12 protein-coding genes and 1 pseudogene are annotated in these 13,979 nt (G+C 71.7%); 2 read left to right on the top strand and 11 right to left on the bottom strand.

Features of this window, described 5'->3' with window-relative positions:
* A pseudogene (locus PAI11_RS08985) lies at positions 1–259 on the bottom strand (hypothetical protein); the annotation flags it as partial.
* 62 nt (positions 260–321) lie between these two features.
* On the opposite strand from PAI11_RS08985, the gene PAI11_RS08980 reads away from it, so the two are divergent.
* Entirely contained in the window at positions 322–1,230 is a 909-nt protein-coding gene (locus PAI11_RS08980) for a cytochrome c oxidase assembly protein (protein WP_170320708.1), read from the top strand.
* A gap of 286 nt (positions 1,231–1,516) precedes the next feature.
* On the opposite strand, the gene PAI11_RS08975 is transcribed toward PAI11_RS08980, so the two are convergent.
* The 6 genes from PAI11_RS08975 to PAI11_RS08950 all read right to left on the bottom strand — a co-directional run bounded on the left by PAI11_RS08975 (position 1,517) and on the right by PAI11_RS08950 (position 9,014).
* Positions 1,517–2,530 carry a nucleotidyltransferase family protein gene (locus PAI11_RS08975; protein ID WP_081488338.1) on the bottom strand — a complete coding sequence of 338 codons (1,014 nt, stop codon included), beginning with the start codon at positions 2,528–2,530 and terminating at the stop codon, positions 1,517–1,519.
* Between the two features lie 112 nt (positions 2,531–2,642).
* A complete protein-coding gene (locus PAI11_RS08970; protein ID WP_007573332.1) occupies positions 2,643–3,716 on the bottom strand; it encodes a bifunctional phosphoglucose/phosphomannose isomerase in 1,074 nt (357 codons plus the stop codon).
* 30 nt (positions 3,717–3,746) lie between these two features.
* Positions 3,747–4,850 (bottom strand): nucleotidyltransferase family protein, encoded by a 1,104-nt coding sequence (locus tag PAI11_RS08965; RefSeq protein ID WP_040599414.1) that lies wholly within the window; start codon positions 4,848–4,850, stop codon positions 3,747–3,749.
* A gap of 12 nt (positions 4,851–4,862) precedes the next feature.
* Entirely contained in the window at positions 4,863–6,212 is a 1,350-nt protein-coding gene (locus PAI11_RS08960; RefSeq protein ID WP_007573328.1) for a UDP-glucose dehydrogenase family protein, read from the bottom strand.
* Between the two features lie 49 nt (positions 6,213–6,261).
* Positions 6,262–7,773, bottom strand: coding sequence for an LCP family protein (locus PAI11_RS08955; protein WP_007573326.1), 1,512 nt, complete (start codon positions 7,771–7,773; stop codon positions 6,262–6,264).
* Positions 7,770–9,014: a M20 family metallopeptidase gene (locus PAI11_RS08950; RefSeq protein WP_007573323.1), complete on the bottom strand. Its 1,245-nt coding sequence runs from the start codon at positions 9,012–9,014 to the stop codon at positions 7,770–7,772. The genes PAI11_RS08955 and PAI11_RS08950 overlap by 4 nt, the downstream gene beginning before the upstream one ends.
* A 132-nt stretch (positions 9,015–9,146) precedes the next feature.
* On the opposite strand from PAI11_RS08950, the gene PAI11_RS28295 reads away from it, so the two are divergent.
* The gene (locus PAI11_RS28295; RefSeq protein WP_007573321.1) at positions 9,147–9,281 is read left to right on the top strand and encodes a hypothetical protein; all 135 of its coding nucleotides are present in this window, start codon (positions 9,147–9,149) and stop codon (positions 9,279–9,281) included.
* 244 nt (positions 9,282–9,525) lie between these two features.
* Here the strand turns inward: PAI11_RS28295 and atpC are convergent, their stop codons facing one another.
* From atpC to atpA, 4 genes are all read right to left on the bottom strand, one after another.
* Positions 9,526–9,942, bottom strand: coding sequence for an ATP synthase F1 subunit epsilon (gene atpC, locus PAI11_RS08945; RefSeq protein ID WP_007573319.1), 417 nt, complete (start codon positions 9,940–9,942; stop codon positions 9,526–9,528).
* Positions 9,943–9,947: 5 nt separating this feature from the next.
* Positions 9,948–11,357: a F0F1 ATP synthase subunit beta gene (gene atpD, locus PAI11_RS08940; protein ID WP_040599413.1), complete on the bottom strand. Its 1,410-nt coding sequence runs from the start codon at positions 11,355–11,357 to the stop codon at positions 9,948–9,950.
* A gap of 82 nt (positions 11,358–11,439) precedes the next feature.
* Entirely contained in the window at positions 11,440–12,351 is a 912-nt protein-coding gene (atpG, locus tag PAI11_RS08935; RefSeq protein ID WP_007573316.1) for an ATP synthase F1 subunit gamma, read from the bottom strand.
* A 23-nt stretch (positions 12,352–12,374) separates the two neighbouring features.
* Positions 12,375–13,931 carry a F0F1 ATP synthase subunit alpha gene (gene atpA / locus PAI11_RS08930; protein ID WP_007573314.1) on the bottom strand — a complete coding sequence of 519 codons (1,557 nt, stop codon included), beginning with the start codon at positions 13,929–13,931 and terminating at the stop codon, positions 12,375–12,377.
* Positions 13,932–13,979: the final 48 nt, after the last annotated feature.

The raw sequence follows: 13,979 nt of genomic DNA, 5'->3' as shown, positions 1-13,979 counted from the left end.
CCGCCAGGGCGAGCGTCCGCGCCGGCCCCTCGTAGGCGAGCGGGGCCCATGCGGCGGTGAACGGCGCGTCTCGAGCGGGGCAGCGTCCCGGAGCGCAGCGGCGCGGCAGGGCGCACCGCGGGCAGCCGTCGACCGGCAGCCACGGCAGCGCCGCGCGACAGCCGTCGCAGAGCAGCGCGCCGCCCCGCGCCGGGCCGCGACAGTGCAGGCAGCGGTCGGGCGCCACGAGCGCCGAGAGCAGATCGAGGGCGCGGGCCATCCCCCGATCCTCGCGCGCCGGCCCGCACCGCCGAAAGGGGGCGACTGCGCCACACTTGTGCCGTGTCTCCCCCGATCACGTGGAGTCCCGAAGTCGCGCCCGTGCTGCTGGCGCTGCTGCTGCTCGCGGCGTACGTGCCACGGTGGATCCGGGTCCGCCGCTCGGCCGATCGCGACGACGCGCCGATCTGGCGCCTGCTCTCCTGGGTCGCCGGCGCGCTGACCCTGGTCGTCGCCCAGGGCAACCCGATCGACAAGCTCGGGGACTACCTGCTGGTGATGCACATGGTCCAGCACCTGATGCTGCTGGACCTGATGCCGCTGCTGCTGCTGTTCGGCCTCAACCGCGTGCTGATGCGGCCGATCACCCGCCGCGTGCAGTGGCTGGAGCAGCGGGTCGGATTCCTCGCTCGGCCCTGGTTCGGCCTGGTGGCCTACACGGCGGGCATGTGGTTCTGGCACATCCCGACGTTCTACGACGCCGCCGCCCGCAGCGAGACGATCCACCTGCTGGAGCACATGACCTTCACCGGGGTCGGCTTCCTCTACTGGTGGCACCTGCTGCGCCCGATCCCGACCCGCGAGCGGATGACCGCGATGGGGCCGGTCGCCTACATGGGGATCACGAAGATCACCGTCGGCCTGCTCGGCGCCCTGCTGACCTTCGCCCCCAGCGCGATCTACTCGTTCTACGACCACCGCGTCGAGTGGTGGGGCCTCTCCCCCGTCGCCGACCAGGCGATGGCCGGTGCCCTGATGGCCACCGAGCAGGTCCTGATCATGGGCGTCGCCTTCGGCGCCCTGTTCATCCGCGGCCTCCAGGAGGCCGAGCTGCGGGCCCAGCGCGAGGAGCGCCTGCTCGACCGCCGCGAGGCCGCCGAGCGCGAGGGCCAGGCCGAGCCGGTCGACGAGGAGCCCGCCGTCGGCGGCGGGCTCGCCCTGCGCGCGAGCGTGGCCGGCGACGAGGAGTAGGGCGGGTTCGGCGGGGCCCCCGCCGGTAGAGGCGGTCGGTCGGCGCGGCTGGTTGTCGCATCGGTCGGTGGCTCGGGTCGGGCTTGGCCTGGCGGCTCGATGGAGAGTTGCGGCTGGTGGTCTGGCTGGTGGTGGCTCACCGACCCGACCCCAGCCACCGCCACCACGCCAGGCGACTCGAGGCGCCGCCCCACCACTGGTGCGCGTTTGGCACCTGTGAGGTGCCAAACGCGCACCAGTCGCGCGGGCCCGCCGCGCGCCGCCCGCCGCCGCGCGCCGCCGCGCCTCAGGCCGCGCCGACGCGCGTCTCGGCCCGCGGGCGGAGCGCGCTGACGATCCCGGTCTGGCCGGTGATCGCCTCGATCAAGATGGTGTTCGACTGGATCGTGGTGCCGGGCAGGACGATCGAGCGCTTCAGCGCCGAGCCCTCGCCGACCACCGAGCCGTCGCCGATCACCAGCGGGCCCTGCAGGCGGACCCCGGCGCCGATCGTCACGTCCTTGCCGACCCAGATCGGACCCTCGACCAGCTCGGCGGCGTCGAGCGACGAGCCGTCGCCGACGACGATCGCCTCGGGCCCCGCGTCCGGCAGCGCCTCCAGGTGCAGCTCGCCGCGGAGCGCGTCGAAGGTGCCGTTGCGCAGCTCGTCGAGCGATCCGACGTCGTTCCAGTACTCGTCCAGCTCGTGGATGTGGAACGGGACCCCGGCCTCGAGCAGCCGCGGGAAGACGTCGGTCGCGAAGTCGACGAACGGGGTGTCGGGGAAGTAGTCGAAGATCTCCGGCGAGAACAGGTACATCCCGCAGTTCGCCAGGTCCGAGAGCGCCTCGTCGGGGTGCGGCTTCTCCTGGAAGCCCTGGATCCGGCCGTCGGCGTCGTGGATCACGACCCCGTACTCGCTGGTGTCGGAGACCTTCGTGACGCAGAGCGTCGCGACCCCGCCGGCGCTCTGGTGGCGCTCCAGCAGCCGCGTGACGTCGAGGTCGGTCAGCGCGTCGCCGGAGATCACCAGGAACGGGTCGTCGCCGAAGAACTCGCGGGCGTTGCGGACGCCGCCGGCGGTCCCCAGCAGCTCCTCCTCGAGGAAGTACTCCAGCTCGTCGCCGAAGTAGTCCCGGATCGTGTCCGGGAAGTAGTGCAGGTTGGCGACGATCCGGTCGATCCCGTGCCGATGCAGCAGGTCGACCGTGTGCGCCATCGCGGGCCGGTCCAGGAGCGGCACCATCGGCTTCGGAAGCTCGAACGTGAGGGGCCGCAGGCGGGTACCGAGACCGGCGGCGAGGACCATGGCGGACAGCATGCGGGGGCAACGCTACCGCACCCTCGCGACCTGCCGTGTTGCCATCGCGACCTCCGCGACCGGCCGCTGTACGGCGTTCGCGCGGCGCCGGGCGACCCGGCGCCGCGACGGCTCAGCCGTCCTCGGCCAGCCGTGCCTTGAGCCGCTCGATGACCTCGACCGGCTCCGGGTTGACCCCGGCCAGGACCGCGAGGTACAGCGAGACGAGGTCGCCGAGCAGCACCAGCGACAGCACGCGCTCGACGGCGGTCTCGCCGCGTGAGCGGACCCGGTGGACGCCGGCCGCCTGATCGGCGATCAGCTCGGCGGTCAGCTCGGCCCGGCGGACCAGCCGCGGGTGCGCGTCGCAGTCCTCCAGCAGGACCGCCGAGAGCTGGCCGACGCTGGCCGCCCCGCCCCAGCCGACGATCTCGTTGTGGTCGACCTCGGGCAGCTCGCTCCAGAAGGCGGGCCGCTCGGCGTTCTCGTTGATCTGGCACTTCCAGCGGTAGGCGACCGGCGTCGTCAGCCCCATGCCGGTGATCACCGGGACCGTGCCGTGGAGGGCGCGGGCCAGCGTCTTGGCCTCGCCGTCCTCGCGTCCGGCCGGGCCCCACTCGCGCGCCAGCGCGTCGAGCGCGTTGGCGGCGACGTCCAGTTCGGTCCGCAGCGACGGCCCGGCACCGCAGGCCGCGGCCACCTCGAGCACCGCGACGACCATGTAGCCGACGGCCGCCCGCGGCTGGAGCCCGCCGGCGACCGGGATCACCGGCACGCCCTCCTCGCGGGCCAGCTGGCCGAGCGTCCCGCCCGAGGTCACGACGACCCGCCGGGCGCCGATCACGCCGGCGGCCTCGAAGCAGGCCAGCGTCTCCTCGGTGTTGCCGCTGTAGCTGGCGCAGAGGACCGTCGTGTCGTCGGTCGTCCACGGCGGCAGCTCGTAGCCCTTGGCCGACAGGATCGGCCGGCCGGCCTGGTCGGCCAGCGCGGCGCGTCCGAGGATCCCGCCGACGGCCGAGCCCCCCATCCCGGCGACGACCAGGCCGCCGCGGCTGTCCCACGAGCCGAGTCCGGCGGACTCGGCCTTCCACATCGCGTCGCGCAGGTGGTCGCCCAGCGCCAGCGTGTCCGCGAACTGGTCGCTGACGTCGACCGCGGAGACGGCGGGCGGGTCGAGAGTGGTGGTGATGGCGGTCGGGGGGTTCATGGCGTCTCCTGCGCGGCTGGTGGCCGTCGGTCAGAACCGGATCGACCCGGCGGGGAGGTTCGCGCCGGGCGCGATCCGGATCCCGCGGGCCAGGACGTTGTTGGCGCCGATGGTGGCGCCGTCGCCGATCATCGCAGCGTCGGACAGGTGCGTGCCACGGTCGATCCGCGCACCGGACCCGACGACGCAGTCCCGCAGGCGGCAACCGGACGCGACGGTGGCCCCGTCGAGCAGCACCGCGTTCTCCAGGATCACGTCCTCGTCGATCCGCACGCCAGCGCCGACGACGCTGCCCTCGCCGATCGTCACGCGCGGCCCGAGCACGGCGCCGCGGTCGACCAGCGACGCCCGATCGACGATCACTCCGGGGGCGACGGTCGCGCTGGGATCGACCGGCCCGTCCTTCAAGCGCTCGGTGACCTGCGTGCGGACGCGCCCGGCGAGGATGTCGGCGGTGCCCTCGAGGTAGCGGTGCGGCGTCCCGATGTCCATCCAGTAGGCACCGCGGTGGACGCAGCCGTAGAGGCCGTCGCCGACCAGCCGCGGCCAGACCTCGCGCTCGATCGAGACCATCCGCCCGTCGGGGATCAGGTCCAGGACGGAGCGCTCCAGCACGTAGGCGCCGGCGGAGATCAGGTCCGTGTCGATCTCGTCCGGGTTCGGCTTCTCGAGGAAGCCCTCGACCGAGCTGTCGCCGTTGAGCCGCACGAGCCCGTACGAGGTCGGGTCCTCGACCGGCACCAGCGCCAGCGTGCCGGTCGCCCCCGCCTGCTCGTGGTGCGCGATCTGGGCGGACAGGTCGAGGTCGGTGAGGACGTCGCCGTTGAGCATCACGAAGCGGTCGTGGAGGTGCTCCTGCGCGAACTTGAGGGCGCCGGCGGTGCCGCGTGGCTCCGGCTCCTCGACCCAGGTCAGCTGGACGCCGAAGCGCGAGCCGTCGCCGAGCGCCTCGACCATCGAGTCGGCGAGGAAGCCGCAGCACATCACCACGTCGGTGATCCCGTGCGTGGCGACCCACTCGAGCATGTAGGCCATGAACGGCCGGTCGACCAGCGGGACCAGCGGCTTGGGGCGGTTGGTCGTCAGCGGCCGCAGGCGGGTGCCCTGGCCGCCGACGAGGATCACTGCCTGCACGGGCGACTCGCCTCAGACGCCGGCGGCGGCCGGCGCGGCGCTGCGGGCGGTGCGGCCGATGCCCTCGTAGCGGAGGCCGGCCGCGACGGCGGCCTCGCCGTCGAGCGCGTTGCGGCCGTCGATCAGGACGTCGCCGCGCATCGCCGCGCGCAGATCCGCCAGGTCGAGGTCGCGGAACTCCTGCCACTCGGTCACCAGCACGACCGCGTCGGCGCCGTGGGCGGCGCTGAGCGCGTCCGGGGCCAGCTCGACCCCGCGCAGCATCGGCTTGGCGACCTCGCCCGAGATCGGGTCGTGGGCGACGACGTCCGCGCCGGCGGCCTGCAGGCGCGCCGCGAGCACCAGCGAGCTGGCCTCGCGCATGTCGTCGGTGTTCGGCTTGAAGGCCAGGCCGAGCAGCGCGATCCGCTTGCCGACGAGCCCGCCGAGGTGCTTCTCGAGCTTGCCGATGACGCGCCGCTTCTGCAGCTCGTTGACCTCGATCACCGAGTTCAGGAGCTGGAAGTGGTACCCCGAGTTGCCGGCCAGCTGCTTGAGGGCCGTGACGTCCTTCGGGAAGCACGACCCGCCGAAGCCGATCCCGGCGTTGAGGAACTTCGGGCCGATCCGCTCGTCGAGGCCCATCCCGCGGGCGACCTCGACGACGTCGGCACCGGTCTCCTCGCAGACGTTGGCGATCTCGTTGATGAACGAGATCTTGGTCGCCAGGAACGCGTTCGACGCGAGCTTGACCATCTCGGCCGAGGCGATGTCGGTCCGAACCAGCTGGCCGGGCCCGTTGCCGCCCTCGTCGGGGACCAGCAGCGGGCGGTAGAGGTCGACGACCGCGTCGCCGGCCCAGTCGCCGTCGTCGCCGACGACGACCCGGTCGGGGGCGAGGAAGTCGGCGACCGCGGTGCCCTCCTTGAGGAACTCCGGGCACGAGACGTAGCGGAAGCCCGACTTGCCCTGCTCGGCGAAGAGCCGCTTGGTGTTGGCGCCGGTGCCGACCGGGACGGTCGACTTCATCACCAGCGCGTGGCGATCCGACGCCGGCATCGCGCCGACCACGGCGTTGACCGCCGAGAGGTCCGCGTCGCCGGAGTACGTCGGGGGCGTCCCGACGGCCACGAACAGCAGCCGGGCGCGCTCCAGCGCCGGCGCGATGTCGGTCGTGAACGTCAGGCGCTCGCGGTTCTTGGCCACCAGCTCGGCGAGGCCGGGCTCGTAGATCGGGATCTCGCCCCGGTTGAGGCGGGCGACCTTCTCGGCGTCGATGTCGACGCAGACGACGTCGCTCCCGAGCTCGGCGAAGCCGGCCGCCGTGACGAGTCCGACATAGCCGGTCCCGATGACGCCGATGGGCTCTCGTGCAGCGGACATGAGACGGAGGAGGCTACCGAAGGACTTCGCCTGGCGAGTCCGCGGCTCGCTATTTGGAGTAGCGCGTGAACGAGCGGGCGAGCGCGCGCATCTCCGGGTTGGAGAGCTCGTTGGAGAGCGTGTTGTTGATCCAGTACGTGCCGCGGCCGCTGCTCCACATCAGCCGCCGGATCTTCTTGCCGTCGTACTGCACCCGCCACTTGCGGCCGCCGATCCGCTCCTCGTCGTCGGCGAGCTTGAGGATCGGCGGCTCCTTCCAGGTGGTGCCCTGGATGCCGTAGTACTGGCCGACGCCGCCCTCGGCGATCACCAGCCGGTACGCCTGCCACGGGTAGGAGTCGCCGTCCTCGGACTGCAGGTCGTAGCCGCGCGAGTCGTCGGGCCGGTAGCGCCCCGACGTGCGCATCAGCTTCGGGTAGTAGATCGGCATCCGGGCGTTGCCCGCGATCGACCCCGCGATCACCTGACGGGCCGCGTCGGGGTTGGCGAAGAGCGTGCTCGGGGTCCGCGCGGTGCGCCGCCGGACCTTGGTGCGGGCCGCCTTCTGGCCGCTCTTGGCCGCCTGGTCGCGGGCGGCGCGGGTCTTCTTGCCCGGGATCGTCCCCGGGTGCAGGAACTGGGTCGCGGCGGTCGCCAGCGCGTCGGGCGTGGTCACGACGCTGACCTTGTCGCCCGCGTCGCCGACCCGCAGCGTGACTCGCTGGGTCGGGTTGCCGGCCACGTCGACCGCCAGCCGGATGACGCCGAGCAGCCCCTTGGCCGAGCCGATGTCGGTCTTGACGTAACGGCGGATCGCGCGCAGCAGGTCGTTGCGCTGCTCCAGCAGCTGCGAGTTGGCGATCTGCGCCCGCGCCTCGGCCAGGTAGTTGGTCTGGCGCGCCTCGCGGACGAGGTCGCTGTCCTGGTGGCGGAAGCGGACGTAGTCCAGCGACTTCTCGCCGCAGATCCGCTGGTAGCCGGCGTCGACGTCGATCGCCGCCCAGCCGGTGCCGGGCGGGTTGAAGTACTTGCGGTCGATGTCGGCGTAGAAGCAGCCGAAGAAGTTGACCGCGCGCGAGAAGGCGCCGAAGCGGATCGAGACGAAGTGGTGGATCAGGAACGGCTCGTCCGGCTTGGAGAGCATCGTCTGGATCGTCTTGATCAGCTCCTTCGGCCCACCGGAGTAGGCGTTGTTGAGCTTCGTGCGGCCCTGGCCGGGGATGTCGACCAGCAGGTCGCGCGGCAGCGACAGCATCGTGGTCGCGTTCGCGTCCGGGTCCAGCCGCACCAGGATCATCGTGTCCGAGCGGGTCGGGGTGCCCTTGGCGTCGTCCAGGCGGCGATCGTCGCCGACCAGCAGGATCGTCTGCGGCTTGCCCGGCTGGACGTCGGAGAGCACGCCCTCCAGGCCCTTGATCTTCGTCTCCGGCCCGAGCGCGTCGATCGACTTCTGGGCCTCGTTCTCGATCGTCGTGGCGACCGCGGCCCCGGCGAAGACCACCACGATGATCCCGGCCAGCAGGAAGCGCAGGGCGAAGGCGATGCCCGGACGGGGCGGACGGTCGATCATCGGCAGGCTCATCGGTCGGGCTCCCCCGCCGGCCCGGACTGGGCCGCGGCTTGAGCGGTGTCGGCCTCGACCGCGAGGCCGGCCAGCGGGTCGGCGTCGTCGTCGGCGGTGCCGGGCGCTGCGGCGGCCGTCCGATCGACGCTGGCGGCGGCGGCCGCCGGCACGGCGCGGACGAACTCGACCAGCGACCGGCGGTAGCGCGCGAGCGAGGGGATCGAGACCCACTCCTCGGGGCCGTGATGGCCGTGGCCCTCGGGACCGAACTCGACGGCCGGGATCCCCGCCTCGAGGAACGCGAACGCGTCGGAGGCGCCGTCACGGCCGACGGCCAGGCCGGCGCCCTGGCCGGTACGGCCGACCGCGTCGCGGAGCGCGACCACGAACGGGTTCGCGCGCGAGACGATCGCCGGTCCCCGCTCGAGCACCCGCAGCACCTCGAGGTCGGGCACCGTGCGGATCTGGCCGAGGATCTCCTGCGGATCCTGGCCGGGCACGTAGCGGATGTCGATCGTGATCTCGCAGCGGTCGGGCACCATGTTGAACGCCTCGCCCCCGGCGATCCGGGAGAGGTTGATCGACGGGCGGTCGTAGAGGTCGCTGCTCTGGCGACTGAAGGGCAGGGTCTCGATTCGCCGGAAGGCATCGAAGGCCTTCAGGACCGCGTTGTCGCCGGCCCACGGGGTCGAGCCGTGGGCGCTGGTCCCGTGGACCGCCGCGCGCACCGCCAGCACGCCCTTCGCCTGGACGCCGATCTGGAGCTCGGTCGGCTCGCCCGTGATCGCGAAGTCCCCCTGCAGGACGCCCTCGCGGACCAGCGTGTCGGTCGAGCGCCGGTCGACCTGCTCGCTCTCCTCGTCCGGGACGACGACCAGCTGCACGCGCGGGCCGATGCCCGGATGCTGGTCGACCACCGCCGCGCAGTCGCGCAGCGCGCAGAGCATCGCCGCCAGGCCGCCCTTCATGTCGTAGGTGCCGCGACCGTAGAGCCGTTCGCCCTCGATCCTGGGCACGAACTGCTCGCTGTGGCCCGGCACCACGTCGAGGTGCCCGTGGAGGATCACCGTCGGCGGGCGCAGCCCGACGTCCGGCCCGACGCTGGCCAGGAGCACGGGCAACCCGTCGTGATCGCGCTCGTGCGCGTCGATCCCGTGTGATTCGAGCCAGCCCTTGACGAACCCGCCGGCGGCCCGCAGGCCATCCGGACGTGAGGTGTCGTACCCGACCAGCCGCTCGGCGAGCAGCCGTTCGTCCATCTGGCACAGGATAGGGATGGCACCCGACCGGACCGCCGAAGGCCCCGCGCCGCTCGCCAGCATGGCACCGCGCCGCTCGCCGTGCGAAGATCGCGACCGGCAGCACCAGCACCCGACCGAGGACCCCGCCGCATGAGCGACGACCACCAGGATCAGCACGAGACCGTCACCGTCACCACCACCGTGGTGGCCTTCAGCCTCACGACCATCGTCTCGCTGGTCGCGATGGTGCTGATCATGGTCTACAACCACAACGGCGGCTTCTAGAAGCGGCGCGAGGCACACGTATACCGGCGTATCTCGGGCCGGGCGAGGCTCGGCAGTACCGAGTACGCTCTCGCATCGCCCGACCCGACCCGCTTGGTCTATGTGTACCTCGCATCCACTTCGGGGCGGCGTGCCGCGCACCGACCTCCTCGGTCTACGTCCACCTCGCATCCACCCTCGGTAGGGCGGGAACGGAAAAGGGCCCCGGATCGGGGCCCTTTCGCGTTCCAGGAGGGCCGTGGCCCTACAGGCGGTCGGCCAGCCGCACCAGCGCGTCGGCGCGCTGCTTGGCGGCGAGGGCCAGGCGGTGGGCCTCGGTGCCCTCGTCGCAGGCGGCGAGCCGCGTCGCGGCCTTCTCCTGGCGCTGCTTGGCGTCCTCGACCGAGTACTCCTCGACCGGGAACGCCTCGTCGACCAGCAGCAGGACGTTGCCCTCCTGGGCGACCTGGACGTAGCCGCCGATCTGGACGTAGCGCTTGACGTCGCCGTCGCTGACGTGGAGCTTGAGCTCGGCCGGCTCGAGCCGGCCGAGCAGGGGCGCGTGGCCCGCGAGGATGCCGATCTCGCCCGCCACCGTACGGGTCGAGACCTGCTCGACCTCGCCGCCGAACAGCTCGCCCGTCGGGGTCAGGACATCGACGCGGAACGGGGTGTGGGCCACGGCGATCAGGCCTTCTTGGCGGCGGCGACGACGTCGTCGATCGAGCCCTTGAGCAGGAACGCCGACTCGGGCAGGTCGTCGTGCTGACCCTCGATCAGCTCCTTGAAGGAGCGGACCGTCTCGGCGATCGGCACGTAGGCGCCGTCGAGGCCGGTGAACTGGGTCGCGACGTGGAACGGCTGCGACAGGAAGCGCTCGACCTTCCGCGCGCGCTGCACGGTGATCTTGTCCTCCTCGGAGAGCTCGTCGATGCCGAGGATCGCGATGATGTCCTGCAGCTCCTTGTAGCGCTGCAGGATCTCCTTGACCCGGTTGGCGACGTCGTAGTGCTCCTGACCGACGACCTCGGGCTTGAGGATCGTCGAGGTCGAGTCGAGCGGGTCGACGGCCGGGTAGATGCCCTTCTCCGAGATCGCGCGCGACAGCACCGTCTGCGCGTTCAGGTGGGAGAACACCGACGCCGGGGCGGGGTCGGTGAGGTCGTCGGCCGGGACGTAGATCGCCTGGACGGAGGTCACCGAGCCCTGGCGGGTCGACGTGATCCGCTCCTGCAGCTGGCCCATCTCCGACTCGAGCGTCGGCTGGTAGCCGACCTGCGACGGCATCCGGCCCAGCAGCGCCGAGACCTCGGAGCCGGCCTGGACGAAGCGGAAGATGTTGTCGACGAAGAGCAGCACGTCCTGGCCGCCCTGCTCACGGAAGTACTCGGCCATCGTGAGGCCCGTCAGCGCCACGCGCATGCGGGCTCCGGGGGGCTCGTTCATCTGGCCGAAGACGAGCATCGTCTTGTCGATGACGCCCGACTCCTGCATCTCCAGGTACAGGTCGGTGCCCTCGCGGGAGCGCTCGCCGACGCCGCAGAACGCGGACAGGCCGCCGTGCTCCTTGGCCAGGTTGTTGATCAGCTCCTGGATCAGGACGGTCTTGCCGACGCCGGCGCCGCCGAACAGGCCGACCTTGCCGCCCTTGGAGTACGGGGCGAGCAGGTCGATGACCTTGATGCCCGTCTCGAACATCTCGGTCGTCGGGGTCAGGTCCTCGACCTTCGGCGCCGGGCGGTGGATGCCCCAGCGCTCGGCGTCGGTCGCGATCTGGTCCTTGCCGTCGATCGTCTCGCCGAGGACGTTGAAGATGCGGCCGAGCGTGATCTCGCCGACCGGGACGCTGATCGGGCCGCCGAGGTCGCGGACCTCGATGCCGCGGGCGAGCCCGTCGGTCGAGTCCATGGCGACCGCGCGGACGCGATCGTCACCGAGGTGCTGCTGGACCTCGAGCACGAGACGCGCGCCGTCCGGCAGCGTCGTCTCGATCGCGTTGTTGATCGCGGGCAGGTGGCCACTGGGGAACGCGGCCTCGACGACGACGCCCTGGATCGACTCGATCCGGCCCGTGTTGGTGGCGGTTGCGGCTTCCATCAGTTCCTCTTCTTGCGGTTCTCGGGGCGGCGGCGGGTGGCAGCGCCGGCCGCGGCGAAGGACGGGATGCGGGCGGTCGACATCAGTTCAATGCCTCCGCACCCGCAACGACTTCCATGATCTCCTGCGTGATCTCGGCCTGACGGGCGCGGTTCATCGCCAGCGTCAGGTTGTCGATCACCTCTCCGGCGTTGTCGGAGGCGCTGCGCATGGCGGTCATGCGGGCGCCGTGCTCGGACGCCGCGGACTCCAGCAGGGCGCGCAGCAGCGAGACCTCGACGAACTCCGGGACCAGCTGGGCCAGGATCTCGGCCGGATCGGGCTCGTACTCGACCAGGGCCTTCGGGCCCGCGGTCGCCTCGGGAGCCGCGTCCGCCGCCGGATCGCCTTCGACCTCGACCTCGGCCTTGCTCAGCGGCAGCAGCGTCTGGCGGCTGACCTCCTGGACGAGGGGCGAGACGTAGTGGTTGAAGATGATCTCGACGCGGTCGATCTGCTGGTCGACGAACGCCCCGACCAGCTCCTCCGCGATCTCGTGAGCGTGGGTCGCGTTCGGCGCGTCCGTGAAGCCGGTGTACGACGCCGCGACCTCGTAGTTGCGGAAGGTCAGCGACGACAGGCCGCGGCGGCCGGTCGCGTACCAGCGAACCGACTTGCCGTCGGCCTCGAGCTCGGCCGCGCGCTGGAGCCCGGCCCGCAGGATCTGCGAGTTGAAGGCGCCCGCGAGGCCGCGGTCGGCGGTGACCAGGAGCAGGCCGACGGTCTGCTCCTGCTCGTGCGTCTGGAGGACCGGCTGGGCCTGGAGCTCGCCGCTACCGGCGGCCTGGGCCGCCTGGCGGGTCATCTTGCGCAGCGCATCGGCGTACGGCCGCAGCGACGCGGCGCGCTCCTCCGCCTTGCGCAGCCGCGCGGCGGAGACCATCTCCATCGCGCGGGTGATCTTGCGGATGTTCTGGACCGAACCGATCCGGTTCTTGACGTCGCGCTGTGCCATGAGCAGTCAGACGAGCTCGGGGCTCAGGCCGTGACGGCCTGCTGGAGCGGCTCGCCGTCCTCGTCGAGGTCGTAGCCGAAGTCCTCCTCGGCGAACTTGGCGACGAACGCCTTGACGCCGGCGACCGTCTCGTCCGACCAGTCGCCGCCGCGGATCTTCTCCCGCAGCTGCGGGATCTCGCTGTGGGCGGTCTCGGTCAGGCGGAGGTGGAACTCCTCGACCCGGTCGGCCGAGATCCGGTCGACGTAGCCGTTGGTGGCGGCGTAGATCTGGATGACCTGGTCCTCGACCGGGACCGGCGAGCGCTCGCCCTGGTTGAGCGTCTTGACCAGGCGCTCACCGCGGGCCAGCGTGCGGCGGGTGTCGGCGTCGAGGTCGGAGCCGAACTGGGCGAACGCCTCGAGGTCGCGGAACTGCGACAGCTCGGTCTTGATCCGGCCGGCGACCTTCTTCATCGGCTTGACCTGCGCCGAGCTGCCGACGCGGGAGACCGAGATGCCGACGTTGATCGCCGGGCGGACGCCCGAGTAGAACAGCTTCGGCTCGAGGAAGATCTGGCCGTCGGTGATCGAGATGACGTTCGTCGGGATGTAGGCCGACACGTCGCCGGCCTGCGTCTCGATGATCGGCAGCGCCGTCATCGAACCGCCGCCGAGGGCGTCCGACAGCTTGACCGCGCGCTCGAGCAGGCGCGAGTGCAGGTAGAAGACGTCGCCCGGGTACGCCTCGCGGCCCGGCGGGCGGCGCAGCAGCAGCGACATCTGGCGGTAGGCGAAGGCGTGCTTGGTGAGGTCGTCGTAGACCGCCAGCGTGTGGCCGCCGTTGTAGACGAAGTGCTCCGCCATCGCGGCACCGGCGTACGGGGCGATGTACTTGATCGGAGCGGCCTCGTCGGCGCCGGCCGCGACGATGATCGCCGAGTCCAGGGCGCCGTTCTCGGCCAGCACCTGGGCCAGGTTGACGACCGTCGCCATCCGCTGGCCGATCGCGACGTAGACGCTGATGACGCCGGCGTCCTTGTTGTTGATGATCGCGTCGACCGCGATCGACGTCTTGCCGGTCTGGCGGTCGCCGATGATCAGCTCGCGCTGGCCGCGGCCGATCGGGATCATGGCGTCGATCGCCTTGATGCCGGTCTGCAGCGGCTCCTCGACCGGCTGGCGCTCGATGATGCCCGGCGCCTTGACCTCGAGCGGACGGGTCTCGGTCGTCTCGATCGGGCCCTTGCCGTCGAGCGGCACGCCGAGCGGGCTGACGATCCGGCCCAGGAGCGCGTCGCCGACGGGGATCTCGAGCTGCGTGCCGGTCCGCTTGACCGTGTCGCCCTCGACGATCTTCTCCCAGTCGCCGAACAGCACGGCGCCGACGTTGTCGGCGTCGAGGTTCAGGGCCAGGCCGGTGACGCCGTGCGGCAGCTCGAGCTGCTCGAACGACACGGCGTTGTCGAGGCCGTGGATGCGCGCGATGCCGTCGGACACCGACAGCACCGTGCCGACCTCGTTCAGCTCGGCCTTGCCGGCGTCGAGGCCCTCGATGCGGCTTCGGAGGATGCTGGTGATCTCGTCGGGCTTGATCTGCATGGAGCTTGCGGTCCTTGGAAAGAGCTTCGGAAGTTCGGGCGCGGCGGG

It is taken from the genome of Patulibacter medicamentivorans (genome assembly GCF_000240225.1).
Taxonomy (GTDB): Bacteria; Actinomycetota; Thermoleophilia; order Solirubrobacterales; family Solirubrobacteraceae; genus Patulibacter; species Patulibacter medicamentivorans.
This window is presented reverse-complemented; position numbering and strand designations above follow the sequence as displayed.